A 24764-nucleotide genomic window follows, 5' to 3' on the forward strand; every position below is an offset into this window, starting at 1 on the left:
GCCCGGCACCCGTCAGAGCGCGCAGGCGTCCGTGTCGACCTGCTGGTTCGCCGCACGGCCCCGCGCGATGTCGGTGCGGATCTCGTCCCCGGACAGCGCGTAACCCGTCTCGGAGTCGTCCAGGGACTTGGCGAACACCACGCCGTAGACCTGGCCGCTCGGGGTGAGCAGCGGTCCGCCGGAGTTGCCCTGACGGACCGTCGAGAACAGCGAGTACACGTCGCGGCGCACGGTGCCGCGGTGGTAGATGTCCGGGCCGTTCGCCGTGATGCGGCCGCGTACGCGCGCGGCGCGCACGTCGTACGCGCCGTTCTCCGGGAAGCCCGCGACGATCGCGCCGCCGCCGCGCTGCGCGTCGGTCTGCGTGAACTGGAGCGGGGGCGCCTTCAGGGCCGGCACGTCCAGGACCGCGATGTCGCGCTTCCAGTCGTAGAGCACGACCTTCGCGTCGTACTTCACGCCCTCGCCGCCTATCTGGACGGTGGGTTCGTCGACGCCGCCGACCACATGCGCGTTCGTCATCACGCGGCGGTCGGAGAAGACGAAGCCGGTGCCCTCCAGGACCTTGCCGCAACTGGGCGCCTGGCCCACGACCTTGACGATGGAACGCTTCGCGTTGAGCGCCACCCGGCTGTTCGCCAGCGCCGGGTCCGGCGGCTTCACGTCGGCGATCGGCTCGTTCGCGAACGGGCTGAAGACCTGCGGGAACCCGTTCTGCGCGAGGGTCGAGGAGAAGTCGGCGAACCAGGTGTCCGCCTGTGTGGGCAGCGCCTGCGAGACGCCCAGCAGCACCTTCGAGCTGCGTACTTCCTTGCCGAGCGTGGGCAGCGTCGTGCCGGCCAGGGCCGAGCCTATGAGCCAGGCGACCAGGAGCATCGCCGCCACGTTGACCACCGCGCCGCCCGTCGCGTCGAGCGCGCGGGCCGGGGACCAAGTGATGTATCTGCGCAGCTTGTTGCCCAAGTGCGTGGTGAAGGCCTGCCCGACGGAGGCGCAGACGATCACGACGACGACGGCGACGACCGCCGCGGTCGTGGTGACCTCCGCGTCACTGGTGATCGCGTCCCACAGGAGAGGCAGCGCGTAGACCGCGACGAGACCGCCGCCGAGGAAGCCGATCACCGACAGGATGCCGACGACGAATCCCTGGCGGTAGCCGACGATCGCGAACCAGGCGCCCGCGGCGAGCAGCAGGAAGTCCAGCACGTTCACCGATTCACGCCCCGCCTTGCATCTCGCCCCGCCCCTGCCCGCCTGTGCTCCTGATTCACGGCGCCCACCCTGTCACGACCGCCAATCGAGTGGGACCGTCTTCGATCGGTCCCAGGGGCGCTCCCACCCCGCGTAGTGCAGCAGCCGGTCGATCACGCCCGCGGTGAACCCCCAGACCAGGGCCGACTCCACCAGGAAGGCCGGGCCCTTGTGGCCGCTCGGGTGGACCGTCGTCGCCCGGTTCGCCGGGTCGGTGAGATCCGCCACGGGGACCGTGAAGACGCGCGCCGTCTCCGCCGGGTCGACCGCGGCGACGGGTGAGGGCACCCGCCACCAACCCAGTACGGGCGTGACGACGAAGCTGCTCACCGGGATGTACAGCTTCGGCAGCACGCCGAAGAGCTGGACGCCGCCCGGGTCGAGCCCTGTCTCCTCCCACGCCTCCCGCAGGGCCGCGTGCAGCGGCCCGTCGGCGAGCGGGTCGCCGTCCTGCGGGTCGAGGGCGCCGCCGGGGAAGGAGGGCTGGCCGGCATGCGATCTGAGCGAGCCGGAGCGCTCCATGAGCAGCAGCTCGGGCCCGCGCTCCCCCTCGCCGAACAGGATCAGCACGGCGGACTGCCGGCCCGCCCCGCTCTCGGGCGGCAGGAAGCGGCTGAGCTGCTCACCGCGGACGGTGGCGGCGGCGTGCGCCACGGGGTCCAGCCAGCCGGGCAGCCCCTCGGTGCGGAGCGTCACGTCGAAGGGGGGCGGGCCGCCGTGCGCCCCTGTCGTCCCCTCCGCCCCGCCGCTCATCCCGCCGATCTCGCTCACGTGCTTCATCGCCGCCCCCTCGCGGTCTGCTGGGCCAAGCTGCCCTCCGATGCGGTCCGTCATGCCTCCCGGCCGGACAGGGGCGGTGCCGGGAGGCCGCCCGCGTCCAGGTAGGACTGCGGGGGCTTGAGGCGCTGTCCGGGGAAGCCGCCCTTCTCGTACTTGAGCAGCTTCTCCGCCTTCTGCGGGTCCGTCTCGCCCTCCCCGTACGCCGGGCAGAGCGGGGCGATCGGGCAGGCGCCGCAGGCCGGCTTGCGGGCGTGGCAGATGCGGCGGCCGTGGAAGATCACGTTGTGGCTGAGCTGGGTCCAGTCGCTCTTCGGGAAGAGCGCGCCGACGGCCGCCTCGACCTTGTCGGGGTCCGTCTCCTCGGTCCACTTCCAGCGGCGCACCAGGCGGCCGAAGTGCGTGTCGACGGTGATGCCGGGCCTCCCGAACGCGTTCCCCAACACCACGAAGGCCGTCTTGCGGCCCACGCCGGGCAGCTTGACCAGGTCCTCGAGGCGGCCGGGCACCTCGCCGCCGAAGTCCTCGCTCAGCGCCTTGGCCAGGCCCATGATCGAGCGCGTCTTCGCGCGGAAGAAGCCGGTCGGCCGGATCAGCTCCTCGACCTCCTCCGGGTTGGCCGCGGCCAGGTCCTCGGGGGTCGGGTACTTCGCGAACAGGGCCGGCGTCGTCTGGTTCACCCGCAGGTCCGTGGTCTGGGCCGACATCACCGTCGCCACCAGGAGCTGGAAGGGGTTCTCGAAGTCCAGCTCCGGGTGGGCGTACGGGTACACCTCCGCGAGCTCCCGGTTGATCTTCCGGGCACGCCGGACGAGCCCGGTGTGCGTCTCGGGCCGTGCGGCGGCCTTCTTCGCAGCCGGCTTCTTCGGGGCAGCCGTCTTCTTCGCGGCGGTCTTCTTCGCGGGCGCGGACATCGGCTAGGCGGCCTTCCCCTGTACGGACACGGACTTGAGTACGGGCGCGGTCCCGATCACGCTCACCGGGGCCGCGGTCAGCCCCCTGGTCACGGCCTCGGGGGCACCTTTCTGCGCCTGTTCGCCCACAGCGGAATCGTGATCGCTCGCCACCGTCACAACCCCCTTCGCCTGCGCTCTCACCGGCATTTTGAACACTCGGCCAGCCTAAAGCCCGGCACTGACATCCGCCCCGAAGCCGCCGGATCGCTCCACGATTGGCCCCCTCCCCCTCGGGTTGTGGCGCGGGTGCGGCAGACTTGTGTACGAGTGACTGATCACACTGTTTGGACCGTCCGGCAAAATGGGCAGTGGAAATGATCGACAACCGGGGCGATCCGGTCGATTCGATCGGGTCCGGTCCCGATGCAGGCGACATAGGAGAGAAACTCGTGGACGACGTTCTGCGGCGCGCCCCGCTCTTCGCGGCGCTCGATGACGAGCAGGCCGCGGAGCTCCGCGCCTCCATGAGTGAGGTGACCCTCGCACGCGGCGACGCCCTGTTCCACGAGGGCGACCCCGGAGACCGCCTGTACGTGGTCACCGAGGGCAAGGTGAAGCTCCACCGCACTTCCCCCGACGGGCGCGAGAACATGCTCGCCGTCCTCGGCCCCGGCGAGCTGATCGGCGAGCTCTCGCTGTTCGACCCGGGACCGCGCACCGCCACCGCCAGCGCCCTCACCGAGGTCAAGCTGCTCGGCCTCGGCCACGGCGACCTCCAGCCCTGGCTGAGCGCCCGCCCCGAGGTGGCCACGGCGCTGCTGCGCGCCGTCGCCCGGCGCCTGCGCAAGACCAACGACCAGATGTCCGACCTGGTCTTCTCCGATGTGCCCGGCCGTGTGGCCCGTGCGCTCCTCGACCTGTCGCGCCGCTTCGGCGTGCAGTCCGAGGAGGGCATCCACGTCGTGCACGACCTGACGCAGGAAGAGCTGGCCCAGCTGGTCGGCGCCTCCCGCGAGACGGTCAACAAGGCGCTCGCGGACTTCGCGGGCCGCGGCTGGCTCCGCCTGGAGGCCCGCGCCGTGATCCTCCTGGACGTGGAGCGCCTCGCGAAGCGCTCGCGCTGACCAAGCACCATGCCTACGTGTACGGGTCCCGCCACACCTCGTGGCGGGGCCCGTCGCCGTACCAAGGGGAGCCCTCGATGACACAGTCGGCCGAACTGCTCGTCACCCGTTTCGAGGAGGAGCGCGGGCGGCTGCGCTCGGTGGCGTACCGGATGCTCGGTTCGCTCAGCGAGGCCGAGGACGCCGTGCAGGAGGGCTGGCTGCGGCTGCAGCGCGCCGAGACGGACGACGTACGGAACCTGAGCGGCTGGCTGACCACCGTCGTCGGGCGGATCTGCCTGGACATGCTGCGCACCCGCACGGCACGCCGCGAGGACCCTCTGGAGGACGGCTCCGGCGAGACCCACGTCCCCGACCCGGTGGTCCGCCCCGCCGACCCCGTCCACGAGGCCGAACTCGCGGACTCCGTGGGGCTCGCGCTGCTCGTCGTGCTCGACACCCTCGCGCCCGCCGAACGCCTCGCGTTCGTGCTGCACGACATGTTCTCCGTGCCGTTCGAGGAGCTCGCGCCCATCGTGGAGCGCACCCCCGCCGCGACCCGGCAGATGGCGAGCAGGGCGCGCCGTCGGGTGCAGGGCGCGACCGTGCCGCCCGACACCTCCGTGGCCCGCCAGCGCGAGGTCGTCGACGCCTGGCTGGCCGCCACGCGCGTGGGCGACTTCGAGGCGCTGCTCGAACTCCTCGACCCGGACGTCCTGTTGCGCGTCGACGCGGGCCCCGGCACCGCCTCCGGACTGCTGCGCGGCAGCCTCGCGGTGGCCAAGCAGGCCGCGTTCTACGGAAAGCTGGCACAGGCCGCGTACCCGGCGTTCGTCGGCGACGGGCTCGGCATCGTGCAGGCGCCCCGCGGCCAGGTCGTCGCGGTGCTCGCCTTCACGTTCCGCGGCGGCAGGGTCACCGGCGTCGACATCATCGCGGACCCGCCGCGCCTGGCCGCCCTCGACATCACATGGCCGCAGGAGACCGAGGGCTCCTGGACCGACCGGCCGGACGGGACCTAAATCAGCCCGTGTTCGCGCAGGTACTCGAGCTGGGCCCGCACGCTCAGCTCGGCCGCGGGCCACAGCGAGCGGTCCACGTCCGCGTACACGTGCGCCACGACGTCGGGCGCGGACACGTACCCGTCCTCGACGGCCGTCTCCACCTGGGCGAGCCGGCCCGCGCGGTGCGCCAGGTAGAACTCGACCACGCCCTGCGCGTCCTCCAGCACGGGACCGTGGCCGGGCAGCACCGTGTGCACCCCGTCGTCGACCGTCAGCGACCGCAGCCGGCGCAGCGAGTCCAGATAGTCGCCCAGGCGGCCGTCCGGATGGGCCACCACGGTCGTGCCGCGGCCGAGGACGGTGTCCCCGGTCAACACGGCCTGATCGGCCGGGAGATGGAAGCACAGCGAGTCCGCGGTGTGTCCTGGCGTCGGTACGACGCGCAGCTCCAGGCCGCCCGTTCTGATCACGTCACCGGCGGCCAGCCCCTCGTCGCCGAGCCGCAGCGCCGGGTCGAGCGCCCGCACCTTCGTCCCGGTCAACTCGGCGAACCGGCCCGCCCCTTCGGCGTGGTCCGGGTGGCCGTGCGTGAGGAGCGTGAGCGCGACCCGCTTGCCCGCCTTCTCGGCGACGTCCATGACGGCGCGCAGGTGCTCGTCGTCCAGCGGGCCGGGGTCGATCACGACGGCGAGGTCGCTGTCCGGTTCGGCGACGATCCAGGTGTTGGTGCCGTCGAGGGTCATCGCGGACGGGTTGGGCGCCAGCACGTTGATCGCGCGGGCGGTGGCGGGGCCCGAGAGGACCCCACCGCGGGGCTGTCCTGGCAGGGCCGCGGCTTCGGTCATGAGGAGGCTCCCCCGTTGCTTTCGCTCTTCCCGGTCGGGATGTGCTTGGTGAACTCGTCGTGCCCCGGCCAGGACAGCACCAGCTCGTCGTCCTCCATGCGCGCCTGCGCGAGCACGGGGGTGAGATCACGCCCCGCCGCCCCGCCCAGGGCGTCGCCCACGCGCGCGTACTCGGCGAGCGTGCGCAGCGTCGCGATCGTCGGCGGCATCATCGTCAGCTCGCCCCGGTCGTACTCGGCCGCGGCCCGCCCCGGCCTGATCCACACCGTGCGGTCGGCCTCGGAGGAGTCGTCGCTGGTGCGCTGGCCCGCCGGGAGCGCGGCCACGAAGAACCACGTGTCGTAGCGGCGCGGTTCGAACTCGGGGGTGATCCAGCGGGCCCACGCACCGAGCAGGTCGGAGCGCAGCACCAGGCCGCGGCTGTCCAGGAACTCGGCGAAGGACAGGTCCCGGTCGATCAGCGCCTGCCGGTCGGCCTGCCACCGCTCACCCGTCGTGTCGTCGACGACGGTGTCCGGGGTGGGCCCGGCGAGCAGCACGCCCGCCTCCTCGAAGGTCTCCCGCACGGCGGCGCAGACGATCGCCTGGGCCTCCGGCTCCGGCACCCCGAGCCGCTCGGCCCACTCCGCGCGCGTGGGTCCCGCCCAGCGGACGAGCCTGTCGTCGTCGCGGGGGTCGACGCCGCCGCCCGGATACGCGTAGGCACCGGCCGCGAACTTCATCGACGTACGTCTGCGGAGCATGTGCACCTCGACGCCTTCGGCGTCTCTGAGCAGCATCACGGTCGCCGCCCTGCGCGGCGTCGCGGGCGTGAGCGTGCCGTCGGTGAGGGCACGGATGCGTTCCGGCCACTCGGGGGGATACCACTGCCCATTTGCCATGGCCGGAGGCTAACCGGTGACGCCAGGATGTTCGAGAGGCCGCCCGAAACCAAGATCGGACGGCCTCCCGGAAACACGGCCTACGCGCACGCACACGCGCGTAGGCGCACATCAGCGGCTCACGCCTCGGTGAGCTCCACCTGGATCTCGACCTCGACCGGCGCGTCCAGCGGCAGCACGGCCACGCCGACGGCGCTGCGCGCGTGCACGCCCTTGTCGCCGAGGACCTCGCCGAGCAGCTCGCTCGCGCCGTTGATGACGCCGGGCTGACCGGTGAAGTCGGTGGCGGAGGCCACGAAGCCGACGACCTTCACGACACGCGCGATGCGGTCCAGGTCACCGGCGACGGACTTCACCGCCGCCAGCGCGTTCAGCGCGCAGGTGCGGGCCAGGTCCTTGGCCTGCTCGTCGGTGACCTCGTCGCCGACCTTGCCGGTCAGCGGCAGCTTGCCGTCGACCATGGGCAGCTGACCCGCCGTGTACACGTACACGCCGGACTGCACGGCCGGCTGGTACGCGGCGACCGGCGGAACGACGGGCGGCAGGGTCAGGCCCAGCTCAGCGAGCCGCGCGTCGACGACGCCGCTCATGCTTGCTTCTCGCGCTTCAGGTACGCCACCAGCTGCTCGGGGTTGTTCGGCCCCGGCACGACCTGGACCAGCTCCCAGCCGTCCTCGCCCCAGGTGTCCAGGATCTGCTTCGTCGCGTGCACGAGGAGCGGCACGGTCGCGTATTCCCACTTCTTTGCCATGGGCCCGACTGTATCCGCCGCGCGTGGCCGAGACGTTCCGGAGGCTGCTGCGTGGATGTCGGACGTTCTGGTTAGGCTCGAATACGTGAGCAGGCTCCAGGTCGTCAGCGGCAAGGGCGGGACCGGAAAGACCACGGTCGCCGCCGCGCTCGCGCTCGCCCTCGCGACCGAGGGCAAGCGCACTCTCCTCGTGGAGGTCGAGGGCAGACAAGGGATCGCACAGCTCTTCGAGACGGAGGCGCTCCCCTACGAGGAGCGCAAGATCGCCGTCGCGCCGGACGGCGGGGAGGTCTTCGCCCTCGCCATCGATCCCGAACTGGCGCTGCTCGACTACCTCCAGATGTTCTACAAGCTGGGCGGCGCGGGCCGCGCCCTGAAGAAGCTGGGCGCGATCGACTTCGCGACCACCATCGCGCCAGGACTGCGGGACGTGCTCCTGACCGGCAAGGCCTGCGAGGCCGTCCGCCGCAAGGACAAGCAGGGCCGGTACGTGTACGACTACGTGGTGATGGACGCGCCGCCCACGGGCCGCATCACCCGGTTCCTGAACGTGAACGACGAGGTGGCCGGGCTCGCCAAGATGGGCCCGATACACAATCAGGCGCAGGCCGTGATGCGCGTCCTCAAGTCCCGCGAGACCGCGGTGCACCTGGTGACCCTCCTGGAGGAGATGCCGGTGCAGGAGACCCTCGACGGGGTCGCCGAACTGCGCGCCGCGAAGCTCCCGGTGGGACGGATCATGGTGAACATGGTGCGACCCGCGCTTCTCGGGGAACCCGCCCTGGCGCTGACCTCCGACGGCGAGGTCCGTCCCGCGGTCACCGAGGCCCTCGCGGCCGCCGGGCTCGGCAGCGCCAAGCGGCTCGTCGGCCCGCTGCTCGCGCAGGCCGGGGAGTACGCCGAGCGCTACGCCCTGGAGCGCGCCCAGCGCGACCAGCTCGCCGCGGCGGGCCTCCCGCTGCACGAACTGCCCTTGCTCACCGAGGGCATGGACCTCTCCGGGCTCTACACGCTCGCCGAGGAACTGCGACAGCAAGGGATTTAGGGGACCGTTTCGATGACGCTGGATCCGCGTGCCTCGCTCGATGTCGACCCGCTGCTCGACGACCCGGCCACCCGCATCGTGGTGTGCTGCGGCAGCGGCGGGGTCGGCAAGACCACCACGGCCGCCGCCCTCGGCCTGCGCGCCGCCGAGCGCGGCCGCAAGGTCGTCGTCCTCACCATCGACCCGGCCCGCAGGCTCGCCCAGTCCATGGGCATCGACTCGCTGGACAACACCCCGCGCCGGGTGAAGGACATCGACAACGGCTCGGGCGGCGAGCTGCACGCGATGATGCTCGACATGAAGCGCACGTTCGACGAGATCGTCGAGGCGCACGCGGACGAGGAGCGCGCGAAGGCGATCCTCTCCAACCCCTTCTACCAGTCGCTCTCGGCGGGCTTCGCGGGCACGCAGGAGTACATGGCGATGGAGAAGCTGGGGCAGCTCAGGTCCCGCGACGAGTGGGACCTGATCGTCGTCGACACCCCGCCCTCGCGCTCCGCGCTCGACTTCCTGGACGCGCCGACCCGGCTCGGCTCCTTCCTCGACGGAAAGCTCATCCGGCTGCTCATGGCGCCCGCGAAGGTCGGCGGGCGCGCGGGGATGAAGTTCCTGAACGTCGGGATGTCGATGATGACCGGCACCCTCGGCAAGCTGCTCGGCGGTCAACTCCTGCGCGACGTGCAGACGTTCGTGGCCGCGATGGACACGACGTTCGGCGGCTTCCGCACCCGCGCGGACGCCACGTACAAGCTGCTGCAGGCGCCCGGCACCGCGTTCCTCGTGGTCGCCGCGCCCGAGCGGGACGCGCTGCGCGAGGCCGCGTACTTCGTGGAGCGCCTGGCCGCCGAGAAGATGCCGCTGGCCGGGCTCGTACTGAACCGGGTGCACGGCAGCGGCGCGAGCCGGCTGTCCGCCGAGCGGGCGCTTGCCGCCGCAGAAAATCTTGACGAGCGCCGCATTGTGGATCAGACGGGCGGGAAGGAAGAGGGTCGTGCCACTCCCGAGGCACCCCCCGAGGCATCCGAAGCGCCCATCGAGGCATCCCCCGAAACATCAGGTTCCGACCCCACGGCCGAGCCCAGCATGGAACAACTGACCGCGGGGCTCCTGCGGTTGCACGCCGAGCGCATGCAGGTGGTCGCGCGCGAACAGCGCACGCGTGACCGCTTCACCGCGCTGCATCCCGAGGTCGCCGTGACCGAGGTCGCGGCCCTGCCCGGTGACGTGCACGACCTGGCAGGCCTGAGGGACATCGGAGAACGGCTCGCGGCCGGTGGCACTCCGGCCGGAGCAGCTTCATGAGCCGTACGTGGTCGATGTGACCGGTGCTGCGCGGCGATCCGTCTATCCGACGGCCGCGTACCTCTCGTACGTCTCGTCGTTCTCCAGTTCCACGGGCAGCAGGCCCGCGCCGCGCTCGTACTCCGTACGCGCCGTCTCGAGCAACCTGCGCCACGAGGTGACCGTCGGACGCCTGCGCAGCAACGCGCGGCGCTCCCGCTCCGTCATGCCACCCCACACGCCGAACTCGACGCGATTGTCCAGCGCGTCCGCCAGGCACTCGGTCCGCACGGGGCATCCCGTGCACACCGCCTTCGCCCGGTTCTGCGCTGCTCCTTGAACGAACAGTTCGTCCGGATCGGTAGTGCGGCAGGCCGCCTGCGCACTCCAGTCGACTACCCAGCCCATACCGGCGCCGTCCTCTCCCGAATCGAGGCTCCCCCACGGCGGCAGCGGCATATTCACCGCCGCCAGTTGAGGACGTTACGGAAGGTGGGCACAGCGCAACACCCCCTTCGGGCCCAATCTTGAATGGCCCGAACGGACTATGCGTAAGCGGCAGATCACCCGACGGAGTGACCGGAGGACATGCGTAATAACCCCGGCAAAACGGGACAGTTCACTTGAGTCACAACGGGCGTCGAGTGACACACAAGGCGGATTCGGACACCCCCTGAGCCCTACGCGAAGCTGCGCGAAAGGGCCCGGGAATGACTACAAGAGGCACTTCATACGTACCGGGAACGATTCGGGGTCGTCCCGCATCTTGATACGAGACCGCACTGCTGTGACAGTTGAGTGCAGCTTAGGCCAAGGCATATACGCCTGTCCGGAGAATCGACACGTAGGCTGCCCCGTATGGGAAAGAAGCGCTCGGGCGGTGGCGGCGGCACGTCGCCGGCCCAACAGGCCGCCAAGTTCCTCGGAGTCAGCGTGCTCGCCGGAGCCGTGCTGGCAGGGATCGCCCTGCCCGCGGCAGGCGCGCTCGGCCTCGCGGCCAAGGGCTCGGTCGAGGGATTCGACGAGATCCCGGCGACGTTGAAGACCCCGCCGCTGAGCCAGCGCACCACGATCCTGGACAACCAGGGCGGGAAGATCGCGACCACGTACTCGCGCGACCGCACCGTCGTGAAGCTCGACGACATCTCGCCGTACATGCAGAAGGCGATCGTCGCGATCGAGGACTCGCGGTTCTACGAGCACGGCGCCGTCGACGCCAAGGGCATCCTGCGCGCGATCAACGCCAACGCGCAGAACGGCGGCGTCTCGCAGGGCGCCTCCACCCTCACCCAGCAGTACGTGAAGAACGTCTTCATGGAAGAGGCGGGCGACGACCCGACCAAGCTGGCGCAGGCGACTCAGCAGACCATCGGCCGCAAGGTCAAGGAGCTGAAGTACGCGATCCAGGTGGAGAACGAGGTCGGCAAGAAGAAGATCCTCAACAACTACCTGAACATCACGTACTTCGGGCAGCAGGCCTACGGCGTCGAGGCCGCGGCCCAGCGCTACTTCTCCAAGCCGGCCAAGGACCTGAACATCCAGGAGTCGGCGATGCTCGCCGGCATCGTGCAGTCCCCCAGCCGCTACGACCCCGTCAACGACGAGGCCGAGGCGAAGAAGCGGCGCAACATCGTGCTGCAGCGGATGGCCGAGACGCACGACATCACGCAGGCCGAGGCCGAGAAGGCCAAGAAGACCCCGATCGGCCTGAAGGTCAGCAGGCCGCAGAACGGCTGCATCACCGCGGAGCACGGCGCGGCGTTCTTCTGCAAGTACGTCGAGCAGGCCTTCAAGAACAACCCGGCCTTCGGCAAGACCGCGGAGGAGCGCACCAAGATCTGGAACCGCGGCGGCCTGACGGTGAAGACGACGCTCGACCCGCAGGCGCAGGAGTCGGTGCAGGACTCCATGAAGCGGCACGTCTACCAGTCGGACAAGGTCGACGCCGCGGGCGCGTTCGTCGAGCCGGGCACCGGCAAGGTGCTCGCCATGGGCCAGTCGAAGCCGTACGGCTCGGACGCGAGCAAGAACGAGTCCGAGATGAACTACTCGGTCAACTACCGGGACGGCGGCTCCAACCTCGGCTTCCCGACCGGTTCGACGTTCAAGCCGTTCGTGGCGGCCGCGGCCCTGGAGAAGGGCACGTCGGTGACGAAGCAGTACCCGGCGCCGTACCAGATGCCGTACCCGAGCCGCGTCCAGACGTGCAGCGGCAAGCCGTGGGTCAACGACGGCGGCTACAAGCTGGAGAACGAGAACGAGTCGGAGGTCGGCCCCTATCGCCTCAAGGAGGCGATGGCCAAGTCCATCAACACGTACTTCGTGCAGATGATCGGCGACATCGGCATGTGCCCGGTCGTGAAGATGACCGACAAGCTGGGCGTCGTCCAGGGCAACGGCAAGAAGGTCGACGAGGTCCCCTCGTCCATGACCCTCGGCTCGACGGGCCTGTCGCCGCTGACGATGGCCTCCGCGTACGCGGCGTTCGCCAACCGCGGCACGTACTGCACGCCCGTCGCCATCGAGTCGATCACCGACCCCAACGGCAAGGCGCTCAATGTGCCGAAGTCGAAGTGCTCGCGCGCGATGTCGGAGTCGACCGCCGACAAGATCAATACGCTGCTCAGCGGCGTGATCGACTCCGGTACGGGCAAGGCGGCCGGGCTCTCCGGCCGGGACAACGCGGGTAAGACCGGTACCACCGACGCCCGCAAGAACGCGTGGTTCGCCGGCTACACGCCGAACCTGTCCGGTGCCGTCTGGGTCGGCAGCGCCTCGCAGGCCGTCGAGATGACCGACATCACGATCGGTGGCCAGTACCACGACAAGGTCTTCGGCGCCGACACCCCGGGCCCGATCTGGCGCGACGCGATGACCGGCGCGCTGTCCGGCAAGGAAGCGCCCACCTTCAACAAGGTGAACATCCCGGACCCGGACAAGAAGAAGGACAAGGGCAAGGACAAGGGCGACAAGCCTCAGCCCGGTGACGACGGGGGCAACGGCGACACCGACCCGCTGCCCGACATCTCGATCCCGCCGGACCTGATCGGCGGGAACGGGAACGGGAACGGGGGCGGCTGGGGCCGCCACTGACCACCGCTGCGAACGACGAAGAGGGCGCACCCCGCGTGGGGTGCGCCCTCTTCACCGTTCCGGTCGGTGCGGTCAGCCCGCGAGCAGCCGCTTGACCGTGGAGGCCACCCGGCCGCCCTCGGCGCGGTCCGCGACCTTCGGCTTCACGATCTTCATGACCTGGCCCATGGCCTTCGGGCCCTCGGCGCCGGCCGCCTTCGCCTCCTCGACCGCCTGCGCGACGATCTGCTCGAGCTCGGCGTCGGACAGCTGCTGCGGCAGGTACTCGGCGAGCAGCTCGCCCTCCGCCACCTCGCGGCTCGCGGACTCGGCGCGACCCGCCTTCTCGAAGGCCTCGGCCGCCTCGCGGCGCTTCTTCGCCTCCTTGGCGATCACCTTCTGCACCTCGTCGTCCGTCAGCTCACGCTTCTCGGTGCCCGCGACTTCCTGGTTGGTGATCGCGGAGAGGGTCAGCCGGAGCGTCGAGGAGCGCAGCTCGTCACGCTCCCTGATCGCGGCGTTGAGGTCGTCCTGCAGCTTGGACTTGAGCGTGGTCATGACTTGATTGTCGCAGGTGCCCGAGCCCCAACGCCCGCCGATTTCCGGGGCGGTGCCGGTCTGACACGATGGTGAGCATGCGCGCTCGATACGGGACTCCCCTGAAGACCTCCCTGAAGGTGACGGCAGGCATCGCGGCGGCGGGCGCCGCCGGGCTGATCTACTCGGCGGGCTTCGAGGCCCGCTCCTTCCGCCTGCGACGGGTCACGATCCCCGTACTGCCTGCGGGAATGCGCCCGATGCGGGTGCTCCAGGTCTCCGACATCCACATGGTCGGCGGTCAGAACAAGAAGCGCCGCTGGCTGCAGTCCCTGGCAGGCCTTCGCCCCGACTTCGTCATCAACACGGGCGACAACCTGTCCGACACGGAGGGCGTCCCCGAGGTCCTCGACGCCCTCGGCCCGCTGATGGAGTTCCCCGGCGCGTACGTCTTCGGGTCCAACGACTACTACGGCCCCAAGCTCCTCAACCCCGCCCGCTACCTGAAGCAGCAGATCTCGGGCAGGCACGGGCTGAACGGCAACGCCCCCGTCGTCGGCGCCATCCACAACCCGTGGGAGGAGCTGCGCGACGGCTTCGACGCGGCCGGCTGGCTGAACCTCACGAACACGCGGGGCTCCCTGAAGGTCGCCGGCGTGGAGATCGGCCTCACCGGCCTCGACGACCCGCACATCAAGCGCGACCGTTACGCGGAGGTCGCCGGCGGCCCGCTCTCCGGCCCCGACTTCTCGATGGGCGTCGTGCACGCCCCGTACCTGCGCGCCCTGGACGCCTTCACCGCGGACGGCTACCCGCTGGTCCTCGCGGGCCACACGCACGGCGGCCAGCTCTGCATCCCCTTCTACGGGGCCCTCGTCACCAACTGCGACCTGGACACGGACCGCGTGAAGGGCCTGTCCACGCACGAGGCGGCGGGCAACACGTCCTACCTCCACGTCTCGGCGGGCTGCGGCACCAACCGCTACACCCCGGTCCGCTTCGCCTGCCCGCCCGAGGCGACCCTGCTGACCCTGGCTCCCGCGGCCCCCTGAGCCCCTGCGCAGCGGGCTGCCGAAAACCGGATTTCGTCTCAGGCCGACAGTCCGCTAAAGTAAACGACGTCGCCGCGACCTGCAGAGCAGGAAACGGAACAACGACATCGGGGTGTGGCGCAGCTTGGCAGCGCGCTTCGTTCGGGACGAAGAGGTCGTGGGTTCAAATCCCGCCACCCCGACAGCCAAAACAGCAGGTGAGGCGCCTACCGGAAACGGTGGGCGCCTCGCCTGTTTTTGCGGGGTTGCGGGGCTCAGCCGTTGGTCTGCCCCGTGGCGGGGTTTCCGTCCGCGTCGCAGGGGAGGTCCGCGTTCTTGTCGTGGGCGCGGAGGTCGCGGGAGGCCTGCTTCTCGACGTCGGAGATGGCCGTGGGTTTCACGTCGACGATGCCGCCGAAGGGGCGGTCGACGTCGCGGATGATGCACAAGGTGGCCGTCAGCAGCACCGTGATCAGGGTGAGCGCGATCAGCTGGCCGCGGTTGTGCTTGCGCGGCAGGCAGATACCGAGCGAGACCACCGTCACGGCGAGGACGGCCAGCAGGAACCAGAAGATGGCGCTGGGGATGCTGGCGGTCGCCTGGGTGAGGCGTTCCGAGCGCTCCTCGGAGCGCTTGGTGTCGGCGCTGACCAGCATGCCGAAGGCCGGTTCGCCCTCCAGGGGACGGAAGTTGTGGCGCATGTCGGTGGACCACACGCTGGGCGCCTTGGAGCCGTCCCCGTTCCCGTCGGCCATCGCGGGCCACTCCTGGACGCGGACGGCGCGCGCGTAACAGACGGCGTCGGACTGGATCGCCGCCCGCTGCTTTCCGTCGGCGTACTCGGCGGTCTCGACGAGCTGGTCCAGGGCGCGCGCCTCGCCCCGGGAGGCCACCTCGGCCTTTCCGTACGAGCCGTTGGCCGTGACCAGGACGAAGGCCAGCAGCAGGACGGTCAGGGTGAGCAGCGGGCCGACGAGGTCCTTGACCGCCATTCCGCTGTCGTCGTCCTCGGTCAGCAGCCTCGGCCGCAGATATTTGTTGGCCGCGAGCCCCGCGATCAGGGCGAGCGCGGCGACGACGATGGCGATGGCCACGAGCGAGTACCTCCGGGAGACAGGAAAACGGTGCTCCCTGTCGTGGAGCACCGTGATCTTGTTCTGACCGCCGCCGCCCTCCGGGTCCGTCGAACGGGCCCACTCGCCCTCTATCGAGCGACAGGCCTTCCCCCGGAAAGCGGGGGTGGCGGGCCGGTCAGCAGCCCCTGCCGGGACGCCGTGGCGACCGCCGCCGCCCGGCTGTCCGCGCCGAGCTTGGTGTAGACGGCGCTGAGGGCGCTCTTGACCGTGCTGGGGCTGATGCCCCGGCGGGCCGCGATCTCGCGGTTGGAGAGGCCGGCCGCCACGAGCCGGACCAGTTCGGCCTCGCGGGATGTGAGCACCGGGACGCTGCCCTGGGGGCCCGGCAGGGCGTGGCGGGCGACACCGGGGCCGAGGACCGTCTCGCCGCGGGCGGCCGCGCGGACCGCGGCGAGCAGCGATTCGGCGGAGGCCTCCTTGCCGAGGAATCCGGTGGCGCCGGCCCGCAGCGCGGAGGTCACCGTCTGCGCGGTGACGTAGGCGCTGAGGACCAGGACGGCGGGCGCGGGGTCCAGTGCGCGCAGCTCGCGGACGAGCCGGATGCCGTCGTCGGGCCGGGCGGGGGCCGCCTCGGGCATGCCGTCCAGGACGTCACTCATGTACGTCCCCACCGGCCGGAGCGCGGCGCAGACCGGCGCGCAGTTCCGAGCCCGAGCCGCGGCACGACACCACCGTGAGCGTGCCGCCGAGGCCCTCGACGCGGTGGCGCAGGGAGCGCAGGCCGTGCCGGCCGGCGGGGTCGAAGCCCCGGCCGTCGCCCCTGACGGTCATGGTCACCTCCTGCGGCTCGTAGGTCAGCGTGACGGTGACCTGGTGCGGCCGCGCGTGCCACAGGGCGTTGGACACCGCTTCCTGCGCGAGCCGCAGCAGGGTGTGCTCCACGTCGGGCGGCAGCGGGCCGGGCTCGAGGGCGCCGCGGGCGACGGCGACGTACGCATCGCGCCGTATCGCATGCCCGGACGCGACCGGCTGGTCATCGTGGACCTGCGCAGCGCACCCGGCGCGCCCCAGATCGTCCTGACGCACGACGCGTTGAGCCTGTTCCTCGACCGTACGGAGCGGATGCTGCCGGAGCGCGAGGGGCGCCTCGAAGGGCTCATCGACCGTGCGCTGCGGGAGTTGGCGCCGGGCGACGATTCCTGAGCGAGCGCCCGGGGCGTGGAAAGCACGGTGCCCGGGACGGCCGAAGCCGTCCCGGGCACCGTTGGTACGGCGAAGCCTGATGCTCAGCCGTTGACGCAGGTGTTGCCGCCCGCCGGGTTGAGCGCGGCGATCAGGTTCAGCGAGTTGCCACAGGCGTTGATCGGGACATCGATCGGAATCTGGATGTTGTTCCCGGACAGCACGCCAGGGCTGTTCTGGGCCACACCGGTGGCGCTGGCGCCGTCCGGGCCGTCCACGGCGGAGGCCATGGCGGCGGATCCCATGACAGCGGTCCCGGCCAGCACGGCCGCGGCCGCGAAGGTGCGAAGACGCATCGTTGCTCCCTTGAGAGGTGAGGCAATATGACGCGCCAATCACACCGTCAAAACGTCTGAAAACGGGAGAATTGAGCCATCAGGGGGCGTGTCCGTCACGCGCGCACACGCCGGATCGGCAGCAGGCAGTGCGCGGCGGCCAGCAGGGTCTCCTCGGCGCCCACGAACTCCTCAAGCTCCTTCTCGCTCACCGGCGAACCCGGCGTCGCGGTGGGCCACACGCGCGTGGTGAACATGAAGTACGCGCTCTTACGGGCCTCCGCCGCCGCCAGCCACTCGGGCGGCACGGTGCACTGGGCGTTCAGGAGCGGCATGGTGACGACGGCCTGGCCCGCCTCGACCAGCAGGGACACGGGGAACCGGGGCCGGTCCGCCGCGTCGTGGACGGTGGTGCCCACCGTGAGGCCGTTGGTCTCCAGGAGACCTCGCACGGCCTCCTCCGCGGCCTCGGGTCCCGCCGGGGAATCGCCCATGGAGTACGCGAGGAGAAAAGGCACGTCGCCATTCCCGTCGGGCCCTTCGCCACTCCAGGCGATGACCGCCAGAGTTCCCAGATCGGCTGCTCGAAATGCGGGTCCACTGCTCACTGTTGAAGTCACCCAAGGAGCCTAGCCAGCCGCGATCGGCGCACCGGCCGTCGTTCACTCGCATGGCGGAACGCATTCCGTGGACGAAATACCGAAGGCTGACCCGGGAACCCGAAGTCCCGAACCAGCCTTCGACGCGTGGCCCGCCGTACGAACCGACCGACCGCTACTGACCTGCGGGGAGCCCGCCGAGCAGGCTGCCGGCGCCCGAGCCGCTCTCGTTCAGCCCGTTGACGGCGCCCGAGACGGTGCTGACGGCGCCCCCGTCGTTCTTCGGGTCGAGAAGGTTGCTGTCCACCGGCGCGACATCGAGCGTCGGCTGGCTGGTGATCGTGTTCACCGCACCGTTCAGGCTCATCGGAGTGAGGTCCGAGGCAAATGCCGGAGCGGCGGCACCGACAATCGCCATGGATCCGGCGACAACGGCAGCGGTCTTCAGAACCTTCATTGTTTATGCCTTCCCTCGACGACCTGCGCCGTCGGTTGGAAAATTCGCTTCTGATTGCTCAACGAGCGTCTCGACCAGGGGGTGTGCCGCAATCGGGCCAAAACCCCGAAGGAGCCGCACGCAAAGGAGCCGCACACAACGGAGCAGCCGCCCCTCACGAAGAGAGGCGGCTGCGGAAGAGTCGGGCCGTAGCCGTCAGTCGTTGGCGCAGGTGTTGCCGAACGCCGGGTTCAGCAGGCCGATGACGTCGACGGTGTTGCCGCAGGCGTTGACCGGCACGTGGACCGGAACCTGCACGTTGTTGCCCGAGACCACGCCGGGGGAGTTGGTGGCAGCGCCCTGCGCGCCGGAGTCGGCGGCGGCGACGCCGGCCGAGCCGGCCATGGCAGCGGCGGCCATTGCGGAAAAGACGACTGCCTTCGCGGTACGCGACATGAAGCATGCTCCTTGGGGGTCGTTCTGTTGGCCAGCGCGGGTGCCTGGCACGTGGTGCAACGGGACGGCCGCGCACGGGGTTGCGGCTCCGAACGGGTGACTGACCCCCGCGGCGGCCCCTTTGGGGTGACGTCGTGAGCGAACGGGTGAACCGGTTCTTCCGGGGCGAGGGGCCGGTGGTCCACTGGGGGCCGTCATGAGACAGGCCGCGCCGTCTTCCTGTCAGCCGTCGGCTCCACGCCGTTGGGAGGGCGGACCCCGCCCCGGGCGCCCCGTGACTCCTCCGGCCCGGCGCCCCATGACAGAGCTCGGGCCGCCGGCATGAGGAAAGCCGGCGGCCCGAGCCGTGTTGCCTGCGGCTGATCAGCCGTTCTGCACACCGTTGCCGGAGAGCACCGGGATGTCGTCCAGGACGTGCGACAGCGGCTCGTCGCCCTTGGCCTGGGTGGAGTTCTCGGTGCACTGCTGGTTCTGCGGCGCCGACAGGATCGGCACGTCCTGGACCGCGACCGGCACGAGGCCGACGAGCGAACCGACGTTGCCCTTCACGGGCAGGGCGACGCAGGGCTTGTTCAGGGAGCCCTGAACGAGGCCGAGCTGCGGGCTGAGGTCGCCCTTGGTCGCGGAGTTGCCGTACGTCTGCGACGCGCCGTTGCCGCTCGTCGACGTCGTGCCCTGGTCGTCGCCGATGGCGAGCGCCTGCGGGGCGGCAGCGGCGGAGACGCCGACGACGGAGACGGCGACCGCTGCGGCGGCCATGGCCTTCTTGAGCATGGTTCTTTTTCCTTTTGTGGACGGGCACCGGTTACTGCACTGAGCGCAACTCCAGAGAACGGAAATGGTTCCGCATATACACCCGATCGGACAGGGATCGAAAACCTCTCGATCACCCGTGCCCCCGCCACGCAGTCCGCTCCGGCGAGATTTTCATTTCATCGAACCCGGCCCGGAATCGGAATCGATCGGGTCCCCGTCCGAGTGAACGTGAGCAACCGATGGCGAGCTGGGGAGTTGATACAAGTGCTCCCAGACGGAAAAAGAAGGGGAATTTCCTCATGCTGAAGAAGGCCATGGCCGCCGCGGCGGCCACCGCTTCTCTCGTCGGTATCGCGGCCGCCGCCGCCCCGCAGGCCCTGGCTGTCGGCAACGACGGCGGGACCACGTCCGAGAGCGGCAACAACGCCTCGCAGACGTACGGCAACTCCGCCACGTACGGCAACATGAGCCCGCAGATGGCGCTGATCCAGGGCTCCCTGAACAAGCCCTGCATCGGCCTGCCCGCCAAGGCCAACGTCGGCTCGCTCGTCGGTGTCGTCCCGGTCTCCGTCCAGGACATCCCGATCCTGTCGGCCCCGCAGAACCAGCAGTGCACCGAGAACTCCACCCAGGCCAAGGGCGACGAGCCGCTGTCGCACGTCCTGGACGACATCCCGGTCCTGTCCGGCAACGGCGTCGGCAACGACTGAGAACCCGTTGTGTGATTCGGGCCGCCGCGCCGGCGGCCCGGTCCGCTGTTCCGGCCCCGGCCTGAAATTCAGGTAGCTGTACGAGCCTTTTGATCCGCTGCGTCCGGATGTTCGGGAGGTCGCGCACAGTGCCGAATTTCCTGCGATTGGCTCGCGCGGGAATGGTCCGAACGGGTTTCGGTCCGCAACTGCCCGGAATGCAATCCAGTTGACCACACGTAGCTCCGTATCCGGAGCGCGCGTATCGAAAGGGAACCACCCCATGAAGAAGCTCTTCGCAGCCGCCACGATCGCTGCCTCCGTCGCCGGCCTTTCGGCCGTTGCCGCCCCGTCGGCGCTCGCCATCGGCGACGACACGGGCACCACGTCCACCAGCGGCAACGGTTCGTCGCAGACGTACGGCAACTCCGCCACCAAGGGCGACATGAGCCCGCAGCTCGGCCTCGTCCAGGGCTCCCTGAACAAGCCCTGCATCGGCCTGCCGGCCAAGGCCAACGTCGGCTCGCTCGTCGGTGTCGTGCCGGTCTCCGTCCAGGACATCCCGGTCCTGTCGGCGCCGCAGAACCAGCAGTGCACCGAGAACTCCACCCAGGCCAAGGGTGACGAGCCGCTGTCGCACATCCTCAGCGACATCCCGGTCCTCGCGGGGAACGGCGCCGGCAACCACTGAGCCGGCTGAGGGGCGGTCGCCGGGACGCGCGACCGCCCTTCTCCGTACGGCATCCCGTACGCCACGCACGACGAAGGCGGTGGACCTCTTCCGGTCCACCGCCTTCGTCGTGCGTTCTCGCTACTGGATCGCGGGGACCAGGCCGGTGACCGGGGCCACGAGGTCGGTGAGCTGGTGCAGCTCGTTCAGCTTGTTGAGGTCGTTGAGCCCGGAGAGCTGCTCGGCGGTGCTGGGCAGCTGTGCCTGCTGGTCCTCCGGGAGCGCCATCGTGGAGAGCGAGTCGATGGTGCCGGTGGGGGAGATGGGTTCCACGGCCTGGGCCGCGGGGGTGGCGGCTGCGGCGGCGCCGACGGCGAGGAGGACGGCGGTGAGGGCGCGTCGAGTTGAGATCATGACCGGTTAACGGTGGGTGGGTGGGGGCGGATACGGGGGTTGCGGGGCGCCCACCCGTGAGGGCCAATCGTTCGACCGGGCGTCGCATCGGTGCGGTCGTCGTTGCCTACGTCTCGGGGCTCTGCCCCGGACCCCGCTGCTCAATCGCCGCAGGGGCTTGATTTCCGGGCCCAGCCGTTCGATCACCCGAGGGGCTTGATTTTCCGGGGCCAGCCGCTCGATCACCCGAGAGGCTTGATTTTCCGGGGCCAGCCGTTCGATTGCCGAAGGGGGCTTGATTGGTGCGGAGTTCTTCTGCTCTGCGGAGGGCCGAGGGGTATGGGAGGGAGTGGGCCAGGTGGGTGGCGTGGGTCAGGGACTGGGCGGCCCTCGTGGGGGAGGTCAGGTGGGAGAGGGCTGCCGCGTGGGCCAGGCGGGCGTCCACCTCGGCCAGGCGTTCGCCGGTCTGTTCGGCTCGGGTGGCTTCCGCCGCCGCTAGTTCCAGGGCCAGTTGGGGGCGGCCCGCGCCGAGCTGGGCCCAGGCGGTCAGGGACGGCGCGGCGTCGGGGCAGTCGGCGAGGGCGCGCAGGGCGGCCTCGGGGTGGCCGGTGCGCAGGGCGAGTTCGGCGCGGGCGGTGCCGACCTCGTGGCGGGCCTGGCGGTCCCCGAGGTGGTCGGCGGCGGGGGCGGCCCGGTCGAGGAGGTCGGCGGCCGCGGCCGTGTCCCCGGTGCGCAGCCGGACCAGCGCCAGTGTCGCGAGCGCGTACGGCAGGCACCAGGCGCCGTCGCCCTCCGCGAGCGTCACGGAGGCCTCGGCGAGGGCGGTGGCCTCGTCGAACTCCTCAAGGAGAAGGTGGAGTTCGGCCAGGTTCAGGCGTTCGAACGACGCCGCTGTCGGGTTGCCCGAGCGGTCGGCGAGGTCGAGGGCGCGTTCGCCGGTCTCGACCGCCTCGCGCAGCCGGCCGCGGCGGCGCGCGTTCTCCCGCAGCGTGGACAGGACCCCGCCGAGCAGCGTCGGGTCGCCGTACGCCTCGGCCGGCGCGAGCGCGCGGTCGCCGGCCTCGCGGGCCTCGGTGAGCCGCCCCGAGAGGCCCAGGTTGGTGGCCTGGAGGGCGTAGGAGCGGGCGAGGAGGCCCTGTCCGCGCGCTCCGGGGACCGGGCGCGCGGCGTCCAGGGCCCGGCGGGCGGCCGCGTACCCGTCCTCGTACGCGCCCCTGACGCTGTGCAGCATGGCGTGGGACAGGTGGTGGACGGCGAGGGGCTCGGGGGCGGTTTCCGGGGCGGCCGGGTGGGCGCGGAGCGCGTCGGCCGCGGCGTCCAGGGCGCCGGTGCGGACGAGGGACTCGGCGAGGCGGGCCGCCGTGAGCACCGCGTCGTCGTGGGCGCCGCGCCGGACGAACTCGGCGAGGGCCTGCCGCAGCGCCTCGGCCGCCTCCTCGAAGTGGCCCATTCTGGCCAGTACTTGGCTGTGGGCCAGGCGGGCGCGGGCCGCGTCGACGTCGAGGCGGGCGACGAGGTCGCGGTAGTAGCGGTCGGCGGTGTCGTTGGCGTAGAGGGCGGCGGCGCGTTCGGCGGCGCGGCGCAGGTACTCGGCGGCGCGCGGGTCGTCGGCGCGGGCGAAGTGCGAGGCGAGCGCGTCGACCGCGTCGGGGCGGCGGGCGAGGACGGCCTGCGCGAACGCGCCGTGCAGCTGCCTGCGGCGGACCGCGGTCAGCCGCTCGTAGCAGGTGAGGCGGACCAGCGGGTGCCGGAAGGCGAGCCCCGGTTCGGGCCGCCCGGCGACCACGACCTGCCGCTCCTCCACCAGAGCGGCCCCGATGGCCCGTTCGACGCCGTCGGCGGCCGCGGCGCCGGTGACCGGCGGGTGCAGTCCGTGCTCGGCGACGTCGAGGAGTTCGGACAGGGCGGCCTCTCCCCCGGCCACGGACAGCGCCTCGACCAGGCGGCGCGCGTCGGGGTCGAGGCGTACGAGCCGGTCCGCGACCAGTTCCCGTACGCCCTGGGGTGCCCCCGCGCCGGCAGGGCCCTCGGCCAGGTCGCGGGCGAGTTCGAGGGCGAACAGCGGGTTGCCGAGGGAGAGTTCCCACACCCGGTGCTCCTGCCCGGGGCGGGACGCCGCGTCGCGCGCGACCGCGAGGCACGCCTCCCGGTCCAGCAGCCCCAACTCCTCCCGTACGGCGAGTCGTTGGCGCACCAGGAAGCTGAGGATGGAGCGCCGCGCGTCGCCCTCCGGGAGCTCCTCCTCGCGGTACGTCACCAGGAACCGCAGCCGGATCCCGCGGTCCGCCGCCCGCCGGGCCAGATGGCTCATGAGCTGGTACGAACCGGTGTCGGCCGCGTGCAGGTCGTCGAGGACCGCGAGCACCGGGCGGGCGCCTGCCAGGTCGCCGAGCAGGGCGGCGCCCGCCCGGAACAGCCGGTCGCGCTCCTCCTCGGGGCTGCGCTCCCCCGGCGTGCGCACCTGCCCCAACGACGGCAGGAACGCCGCGAGTTCGGGGTACTCGGCGCCGATCCGCGCGCGCTGCGCCGCGTCGTGCTCGGCCAGCCACCCGTCGAGCGCCTCGGCGAACGCCCCGTACGGCGTGCGCCCCTCCGCGTCCTGGCCGCCGCCCCACAGCACGGCCGTGCCGGACGCGGCGGCCCGCCGCGCCACCTCGCCCACCAGGCGCGTCTTGCCGACGCCCGCCTCGCCGGTGAGCAGCGTGACCGGCGGCCCCTCGGCGGTGAGGAGCCGGTCGAGCACCGCGTCGCGGCCGTGCAGCGGGGTGGCGGGTGCGGCCCGGAGCAGCGCTGGCAACGTTGTCGTCACGGGGACCGGGGCGGGCGCCGCCGCGAGGGCCGCGCGGTGCAGCCGCTCCGTCTCGGGCCCGGGCCGGACGCCGAGTTCCGCGTCGAGCGCCTCGCGGCAGACGTGGTACTGGTGCAGCGCGCGCCGCCGCAGGCCCTGGCGCAGGGAGGCGTCCATGAGGACGCGGTGGGCCAACTCCTCCGCGGGGCTGGTGGCGAGGACCTGTTCCGCGGCGGCGGCCGCGTCCGCCGCCGCACCGGCCGCCAGGTGCGCCTCGGCGAGGCCGAGCAGCAGCCGCTCCCGCAGCAGGGCGAGCCGCTCGCGGCGCTCGTCGGCCCAGTTCGCGTAGCGGTCCTCGGGGAGCAGTTCGCCGGTGAACAGGCCGAGCGCGGCGGCCAGTTCGGCCACTTCGGCGCCGGTGAGCGCCTCCTCCGCCGCGGTCTCCGCGACGTCGGCGTCGATCCGCACGGTCGCCGGATCGAGGGAGAGCATCCCGCCGTCGGAGATGAGGTACGAGGAGGAGGCGCGCGGCGCGAGTTCGGGTTCCAGTGCGTGCCGGGCGGCGTGCAGGGCGACGCGCAGGCTGCCCGCGGCGGACTGCGGGTCGGCATCGGGCCAGCAGATGTCCATGGCCTGTTCGCGGTGGAGGCGGTGGCCGGGGGTGACGGCGAGCAGCTTCACCAGGGTCCTGGCGCTGGGCCGCGACCAGCGTTCGGCGGGCGCGGGGCCGCGGTCACGAGTCACCCGGAAGCCGCCGAAAAGGTGCAGCCGCAGCAGCGGGGCGCCGGGGTCGGTGGCGTCGTCCGTGCGTGCTGCGTCCATGAGGGCGACAGCGTAACCGAGCACGTCGAGGACCCCCTGGGCGGTGGCCCAGGGGGTCGATGCCGGTGGACCCGCGCCGTCGCGGGCC

At 71.3% G+C, this 24764-nt stretch carries 28 protein-coding genes and 1 tRNA gene; 10 read left to right on the forward strand and 19 right to left on the reverse strand.

The genetic code is table 11. The annotated features are described in order from the left end of the window. Positions 1-12 precede the first annotated feature (12 nt). The 3 genes from ACZ7L4_RS30150 to nth all read right to left on the reverse strand — a co-directional run bounded on the left by ACZ7L4_RS30150 (position 13) and on the right by nth (position 2942). Positions 13-1212, reverse strand: a complete 1200-nt coding sequence (locus ACZ7L4_RS30150; RefSeq protein WP_472107565.1) for a MarP family serine protease — start codon at positions 1210-1212, stop codon at positions 13-15. A 72-nt stretch (positions 1213-1284) separates the two neighbouring features. Then, positions 1285-2031: an NUDIX hydrolase gene (locus ACZ7L4_RS30155; protein ID WP_472107567.1), complete on the reverse strand. Its 747-nt coding sequence runs from the start codon at positions 2029-2031 to the stop codon at positions 1285-1287. A gap of 50 nt (positions 2032-2081) precedes the next feature. Further along, positions 2082-2942, reverse strand: a complete 861-nt coding sequence (gene nth, locus ACZ7L4_RS30160; RefSeq protein WP_472107569.1) for an endonuclease III — start codon at positions 2940-2942, stop codon at positions 2082-2084. 431 nt (positions 2943-3373) lie between these two features. Here nth and ACZ7L4_RS30165 point away from each other — a divergent pair, with 431 nt between their 5' ends. Beyond that, positions 3374-4048 carry a Crp/Fnr family transcriptional regulator gene (locus tag ACZ7L4_RS30165; protein ID WP_356387200.1) on the forward strand — a complete coding sequence of 225 codons (675 nt, stop codon included), beginning with the start codon at positions 3374-3376 and terminating at the stop codon, positions 4046-4048. Between the two features lie 77 nt (positions 4049-4125). Next, on the forward strand, positions 4126-5049 hold the full coding sequence (locus tag ACZ7L4_RS30170) for a sigma-70 family RNA polymerase sigma factor (protein ID WP_472107571.1): 924 nt from the start codon (positions 4126-4128) through the stop codon (positions 5047-5049). On the opposite strand, the gene ACZ7L4_RS30175 is transcribed toward ACZ7L4_RS30170, so the two are convergent. The 4 genes from ACZ7L4_RS30175 to ACZ7L4_RS30190 all read right to left on the reverse strand — a co-directional run bounded on the left by ACZ7L4_RS30175 (position 5046) and on the right by ACZ7L4_RS30190 (position 7508). Then, on the reverse strand, positions 5046-5876 hold the full coding sequence (locus ACZ7L4_RS30175; RefSeq protein ID WP_472107573.1) for an MBL fold metallo-hydrolase: 831 nt from the start codon (positions 5874-5876) through the stop codon (positions 5046-5048). The genes ACZ7L4_RS30170 and ACZ7L4_RS30175 overlap by 4 nt on opposite strands. After that, entirely contained in the window at positions 5873-6757 is an 885-nt protein-coding gene (locus ACZ7L4_RS30180; RefSeq protein ID WP_472107575.1) for an NUDIX hydrolase, read from the reverse strand. The genes ACZ7L4_RS30175 and ACZ7L4_RS30180 overlap by 4 nt, the downstream gene beginning before the upstream one ends. Positions 6758-6876: 119 nt before the next feature. Further along, positions 6877-7347, reverse strand: coding sequence for a RidA family protein (locus tag ACZ7L4_RS30185; RefSeq protein ID WP_356387189.1), 471 nt, complete (start codon positions 7345-7347; stop codon positions 6877-6879). Further along, positions 7344-7508: a DUF4177 domain-containing protein gene (locus tag ACZ7L4_RS30190; protein ID WP_073494871.1), complete on the reverse strand. Its 165-nt coding sequence runs from the start codon at positions 7506-7508 to the stop codon at positions 7344-7346. Before ACZ7L4_RS30190 ends, ACZ7L4_RS30185 begins: the two co-directional genes overlap by 4 nt. Positions 7509-7593: 85 nt before the next feature. Between ACZ7L4_RS30190 and bagA the strand changes: the two genes are divergently transcribed. After that, on the forward strand, positions 7594-8553 hold the full coding sequence (gene bagA / locus ACZ7L4_RS30195; protein ID WP_472107577.1) for an ATPase BagA: 960 nt from the start codon (positions 7594-7596) through the stop codon (positions 8551-8553). A 12-nt stretch (positions 8554-8565) separates the two neighbouring features. Further along, a complete protein-coding gene (bagB, locus tag ACZ7L4_RS30200; protein WP_472107579.1) occupies positions 8566-9855 on the forward strand; it encodes an ATPase BagB in 1290 nt (429 codons plus the stop codon). Between the two features lie 42 nt (positions 9856-9897). Here the strand turns inward: bagB and ACZ7L4_RS30205 are convergent, their stop codons facing one another. After that, positions 9898-10242: a WhiB family transcriptional regulator gene (locus tag ACZ7L4_RS30205; RefSeq protein WP_356387178.1), complete on the reverse strand. Its 345-nt coding sequence runs from the start codon at positions 10240-10242 to the stop codon at positions 9898-9900. Positions 10243-10692: 450 nt separating this feature from the next. On the opposite strand from ACZ7L4_RS30205, the gene ACZ7L4_RS30210 reads away from it, so the two are divergent. Further along, positions 10693-12927 (forward strand): transglycosylase domain-containing protein, encoded by a 2235-nt coding sequence (locus tag ACZ7L4_RS30210; protein WP_472107581.1) that lies wholly within the window; start codon positions 10693-10695, stop codon positions 12925-12927. Between the two features lie 72 nt (positions 12928-12999). On the opposite strand, the gene ACZ7L4_RS30215 is transcribed toward ACZ7L4_RS30210, so the two are convergent. Beyond that, positions 13000-13464, reverse strand: coding sequence for a GatB/YqeY domain-containing protein (locus tag ACZ7L4_RS30215; RefSeq protein WP_472107583.1), 465 nt, complete (start codon positions 13462-13464; stop codon positions 13000-13002). Positions 13465-13541: 77 nt separating this feature from the next. Between ACZ7L4_RS30215 and ACZ7L4_RS30220 the strand changes: the two genes are divergently transcribed. Together ACZ7L4_RS30220 and ACZ7L4_RS30225 are read left to right on the forward strand one after the other, a co-directional pair. Next, a complete protein-coding gene (locus ACZ7L4_RS30220) occupies positions 13542-14495 on the forward strand; it encodes a metallophosphoesterase (RefSeq protein ID WP_472107585.1) in 954 nt (317 codons plus the stop codon). Positions 14496-14603: 108 nt separating this feature from the next. Beyond that, positions 14604-14677: transfer RNA gene (locus ACZ7L4_RS30225), tRNA-Pro, on the forward strand. A 72-nt stretch (positions 14678-14749) separates the two neighbouring features. Here ACZ7L4_RS30225 and ACZ7L4_RS30230 read toward each other — a convergent pair. The 3 genes from ACZ7L4_RS30230 to ACZ7L4_RS30240 all read right to left on the reverse strand — a co-directional run bounded on the left by ACZ7L4_RS30230 (position 14750) and on the right by ACZ7L4_RS30240 (position 16456). After that, a complete protein-coding gene (locus tag ACZ7L4_RS30230; RefSeq protein WP_472107587.1) occupies positions 14750-15568 on the reverse strand; it encodes a bestrophin-like domain in 819 nt (272 codons plus the stop codon). Between the two features lie 110 nt (positions 15569-15678). Continuing rightward, a complete protein-coding gene (locus ACZ7L4_RS30235; protein WP_472107589.1) occupies positions 15679-16209 on the reverse strand; it encodes a LuxR C-terminal-related transcriptional regulator in 531 nt (176 codons plus the stop codon). After that, the gene (locus ACZ7L4_RS30240; protein WP_472107591.1) at positions 16202-16456 is read right to left on the reverse strand and encodes a sensor histidine kinase; all 255 of its coding nucleotides are present in this window, start codon (positions 16454-16456) and stop codon (positions 16202-16204) included. The genes ACZ7L4_RS30235 and ACZ7L4_RS30240 overlap by 8 nt, the downstream gene beginning before the upstream one ends. Here ACZ7L4_RS30240 and ACZ7L4_RS30245 point away from each other — a divergent pair. Continuing rightward, on the forward strand, positions 16436-16753 hold the full coding sequence (locus ACZ7L4_RS30245; RefSeq protein WP_472107593.1) for an SsgA family sporulation/cell division regulator: 318 nt from the start codon (positions 16436-16438) through the stop codon (positions 16751-16753). The genes ACZ7L4_RS30240 and ACZ7L4_RS30245 overlap by 21 nt on opposite strands. Positions 16754-16836: 83 nt before the next feature. Here the strand turns inward: ACZ7L4_RS30245 and ACZ7L4_RS30250 are convergent, their stop codons facing one another. The 5 genes from ACZ7L4_RS30250 to ACZ7L4_RS30270 all read right to left on the reverse strand — a co-directional run bounded on the left by ACZ7L4_RS30250 (position 16837) and on the right by ACZ7L4_RS30270 (position 19332). Beyond that, positions 16837-17088 (reverse strand): chaplin, encoded by a 252-nt coding sequence (locus tag ACZ7L4_RS30250; RefSeq protein WP_450810229.1) that lies wholly within the window; start codon positions 17086-17088, stop codon positions 16837-16839. 95 nt (positions 17089-17183) lie between these two features. Next, positions 17184-17687, reverse strand: a complete 504-nt coding sequence (locus ACZ7L4_RS30255) for a DUF5949 family protein (protein ID WP_472107595.1) — start codon at positions 17685-17687, stop codon at positions 17184-17186. 154 nt (positions 17688-17841) lie between these two features. Next, a complete protein-coding gene (locus ACZ7L4_RS30260) occupies positions 17842-18123 on the reverse strand; it encodes a hypothetical protein (RefSeq protein WP_472107597.1) in 282 nt (93 codons plus the stop codon). A gap of 195 nt (positions 18124-18318) precedes the next feature. After that, positions 18319-18558, reverse strand: a complete 240-nt coding sequence (locus ACZ7L4_RS30265; protein WP_399236810.1) for a chaplin — start codon at positions 18556-18558, stop codon at positions 18319-18321. A gap of 363 nt (positions 18559-18921) precedes the next feature. After that, the gene (locus ACZ7L4_RS30270) at positions 18922-19332 is read right to left on the reverse strand and encodes a rodlin (protein WP_450810225.1); all 411 of its coding nucleotides are present in this window, start codon (positions 19330-19332) and stop codon (positions 18922-18924) included. Positions 19333-19613: 281 nt separating this feature from the next. Between ACZ7L4_RS30270 and ACZ7L4_RS30275 the strand changes: the two genes are divergently transcribed. Together ACZ7L4_RS30275 and ACZ7L4_RS30280 are read left to right on the forward strand one after the other, a co-directional pair. Next, the gene (locus ACZ7L4_RS30275; RefSeq protein WP_472107599.1) at positions 19614-20024 is read left to right on the forward strand and encodes a rodlin; all 411 of its coding nucleotides are present in this window, start codon (positions 19614-19616) and stop codon (positions 20022-20024) included. A gap of 262 nt (positions 20025-20286) precedes the next feature. Further along, positions 20287-20694, forward strand: coding sequence for a rodlin (locus tag ACZ7L4_RS30280; protein WP_472107600.1), 408 nt, complete (start codon positions 20287-20289; stop codon positions 20692-20694). 120 nt (positions 20695-20814) lie between these two features. Here ACZ7L4_RS30280 and ACZ7L4_RS30285 read toward each other — a convergent pair whose 3' ends face one another. Continuing rightward, positions 20815-21087 (reverse strand): hypothetical protein, encoded by a 273-nt coding sequence (locus ACZ7L4_RS30285; protein WP_472107601.1) that lies wholly within the window; start codon positions 21085-21087, stop codon positions 20815-20817. 106 nt (positions 21088-21193) lie between these two features. Next, on the reverse strand, positions 21194-24676 hold the full coding sequence (locus tag ACZ7L4_RS30290) for an ATP-binding protein (protein WP_472107603.1): 3483 nt from the start codon (positions 24674-24676) through the stop codon (positions 21194-21196). Positions 24677-24764: the final 88 nt, after the last annotated feature.

Source organism: Streptomyces sp. NPDC107575, from assembly GCF_055657265.1.

What these genes read in the sequence shown, in the direction of transcription:
- ACZ7L4_RS30155 (WP_472107567.1), bottom strand. Translation starts at nt 2,031, where the DNA reads ATGAAGCACGTGAGCGAGATCGGCGGGATGAGCGGCGGGGCGGAGGGG.
- nth (WP_472107569.1), bottom strand. Translation starts at nt 2,942, where the DNA reads ATGTCCGCGCCCGCGAAGAAGACCGCCGCGAAGAAGACGGCTGCCCCG.
- ACZ7L4_RS30170 (WP_472107571.1), top strand. Translation starts at nt 4,126, where the DNA reads ATGACACAGTCGGCCGAACTGCTCGTCACCCGTTTCGAGGAGGAGCGC.
- ACZ7L4_RS30175 (WP_472107573.1), bottom strand. Translation starts at nt 5,876, where the DNA reads ATGACCGAAGCCGCGGCCCTGCCAGGACAGCCCCGCGGTGGGGTCCTC.
- ACZ7L4_RS30180 (WP_472107575.1), bottom strand. Translation starts at nt 6,757, where the DNA reads ATGGCAAATGGGCAGTGGTATCCCCCCGAGTGGCCGGAACGCATCCGT.
- ACZ7L4_RS30185 (WP_356387189.1), bottom strand. Translation starts at nt 7,347, where the DNA reads ATGAGCGGCGTCGTCGACGCGCGGCTCGCTGAGCTGGGCCTGACCCTG.
- ACZ7L4_RS30190 (WP_073494871.1), bottom strand. Translation starts at nt 7,508, where the DNA reads ATGGCAAAGAAGTGGGAATACGCGACCGTGCCGCTCCTCGTGCACGCG.
- bagB (WP_472107579.1), top strand. Translation starts at nt 8,566, where the DNA reads ATGACGCTGGATCCGCGTGCCTCGCTCGATGTCGACCCGCTGCTCGAC.
- ACZ7L4_RS30205 (WP_356387178.1), bottom strand. Translation starts at nt 10,242, where the DNA reads ATGGGCTGGGTAGTCGACTGGAGTGCGCAGGCGGCCTGCCGCACTACC.
- ACZ7L4_RS30210 (WP_472107581.1), top strand. Translation starts at nt 10,693, where the DNA reads ATGGGAAAGAAGCGCTCGGGCGGTGGCGGCGGCACGTCGCCGGCCCAA.
- ACZ7L4_RS30215 (WP_472107583.1), bottom strand. Translation starts at nt 13,464, where the DNA reads ATGACCACGCTCAAGTCCAAGCTGCAGGACGACCTCAACGCCGCGATC.
- ACZ7L4_RS30220 (WP_472107585.1), top strand. Translation starts at nt 13,542, where the DNA reads ATGCGCGCTCGATACGGGACTCCCCTGAAGACCTCCCTGAAGGTGACG.
- ACZ7L4_RS30235 (WP_472107589.1), bottom strand. Translation starts at nt 16,209, where the DNA reads ATGAGTGACGTCCTGGACGGCATGCCCGAGGCGGCCCCCGCCCGGCCC.
- ACZ7L4_RS30250 (WP_450810229.1), bottom strand. Translation starts at nt 17,088, where the DNA reads ATGCGTCTTCGCACCTTCGCGGCCGCGGCCGTGCTGGCCGGGACCGCT.
- ACZ7L4_RS30260 (WP_472107597.1), bottom strand. Translation starts at nt 18,123, where the DNA reads ATGAAGGTTCTGAAGACCGCTGCCGTTGTCGCCGGATCCATGGCGATT.
- ACZ7L4_RS30265 (WP_399236810.1), bottom strand. Translation starts at nt 18,558, where the DNA reads ATGTCGCGTACCGCGAAGGCAGTCGTCTTTTCCGCAATGGCCGCCGCT.
- ACZ7L4_RS30270 (WP_450810225.1), bottom strand. Translation starts at nt 19,332, where the DNA reads ATGCTCAAGAAGGCCATGGCCGCCGCAGCGGTCGCCGTCTCCGTCGTC.
- ACZ7L4_RS30275 (WP_472107599.1), top strand. Translation starts at nt 19,614, where the DNA reads ATGCTGAAGAAGGCCATGGCCGCCGCGGCGGCCACCGCTTCTCTCGTC.
- ACZ7L4_RS30280 (WP_472107600.1), top strand. Translation starts at nt 20,287, where the DNA reads ATGAAGAAGCTCTTCGCAGCCGCCACGATCGCTGCCTCCGTCGCCGGC.
- ACZ7L4_RS30285 (WP_472107601.1), bottom strand. Translation starts at nt 21,087, where the DNA reads ATGATCTCAACTCGACGCGCCCTCACCGCCGTCCTCCTCGCCGTCGGC.
- ACZ7L4_RS30290 (WP_472107603.1), bottom strand. Translation starts at nt 24,676, where the DNA reads ATGGACGCAGCACGCACGGACGACGCCACCGACCCCGGCGCCCCGCTG.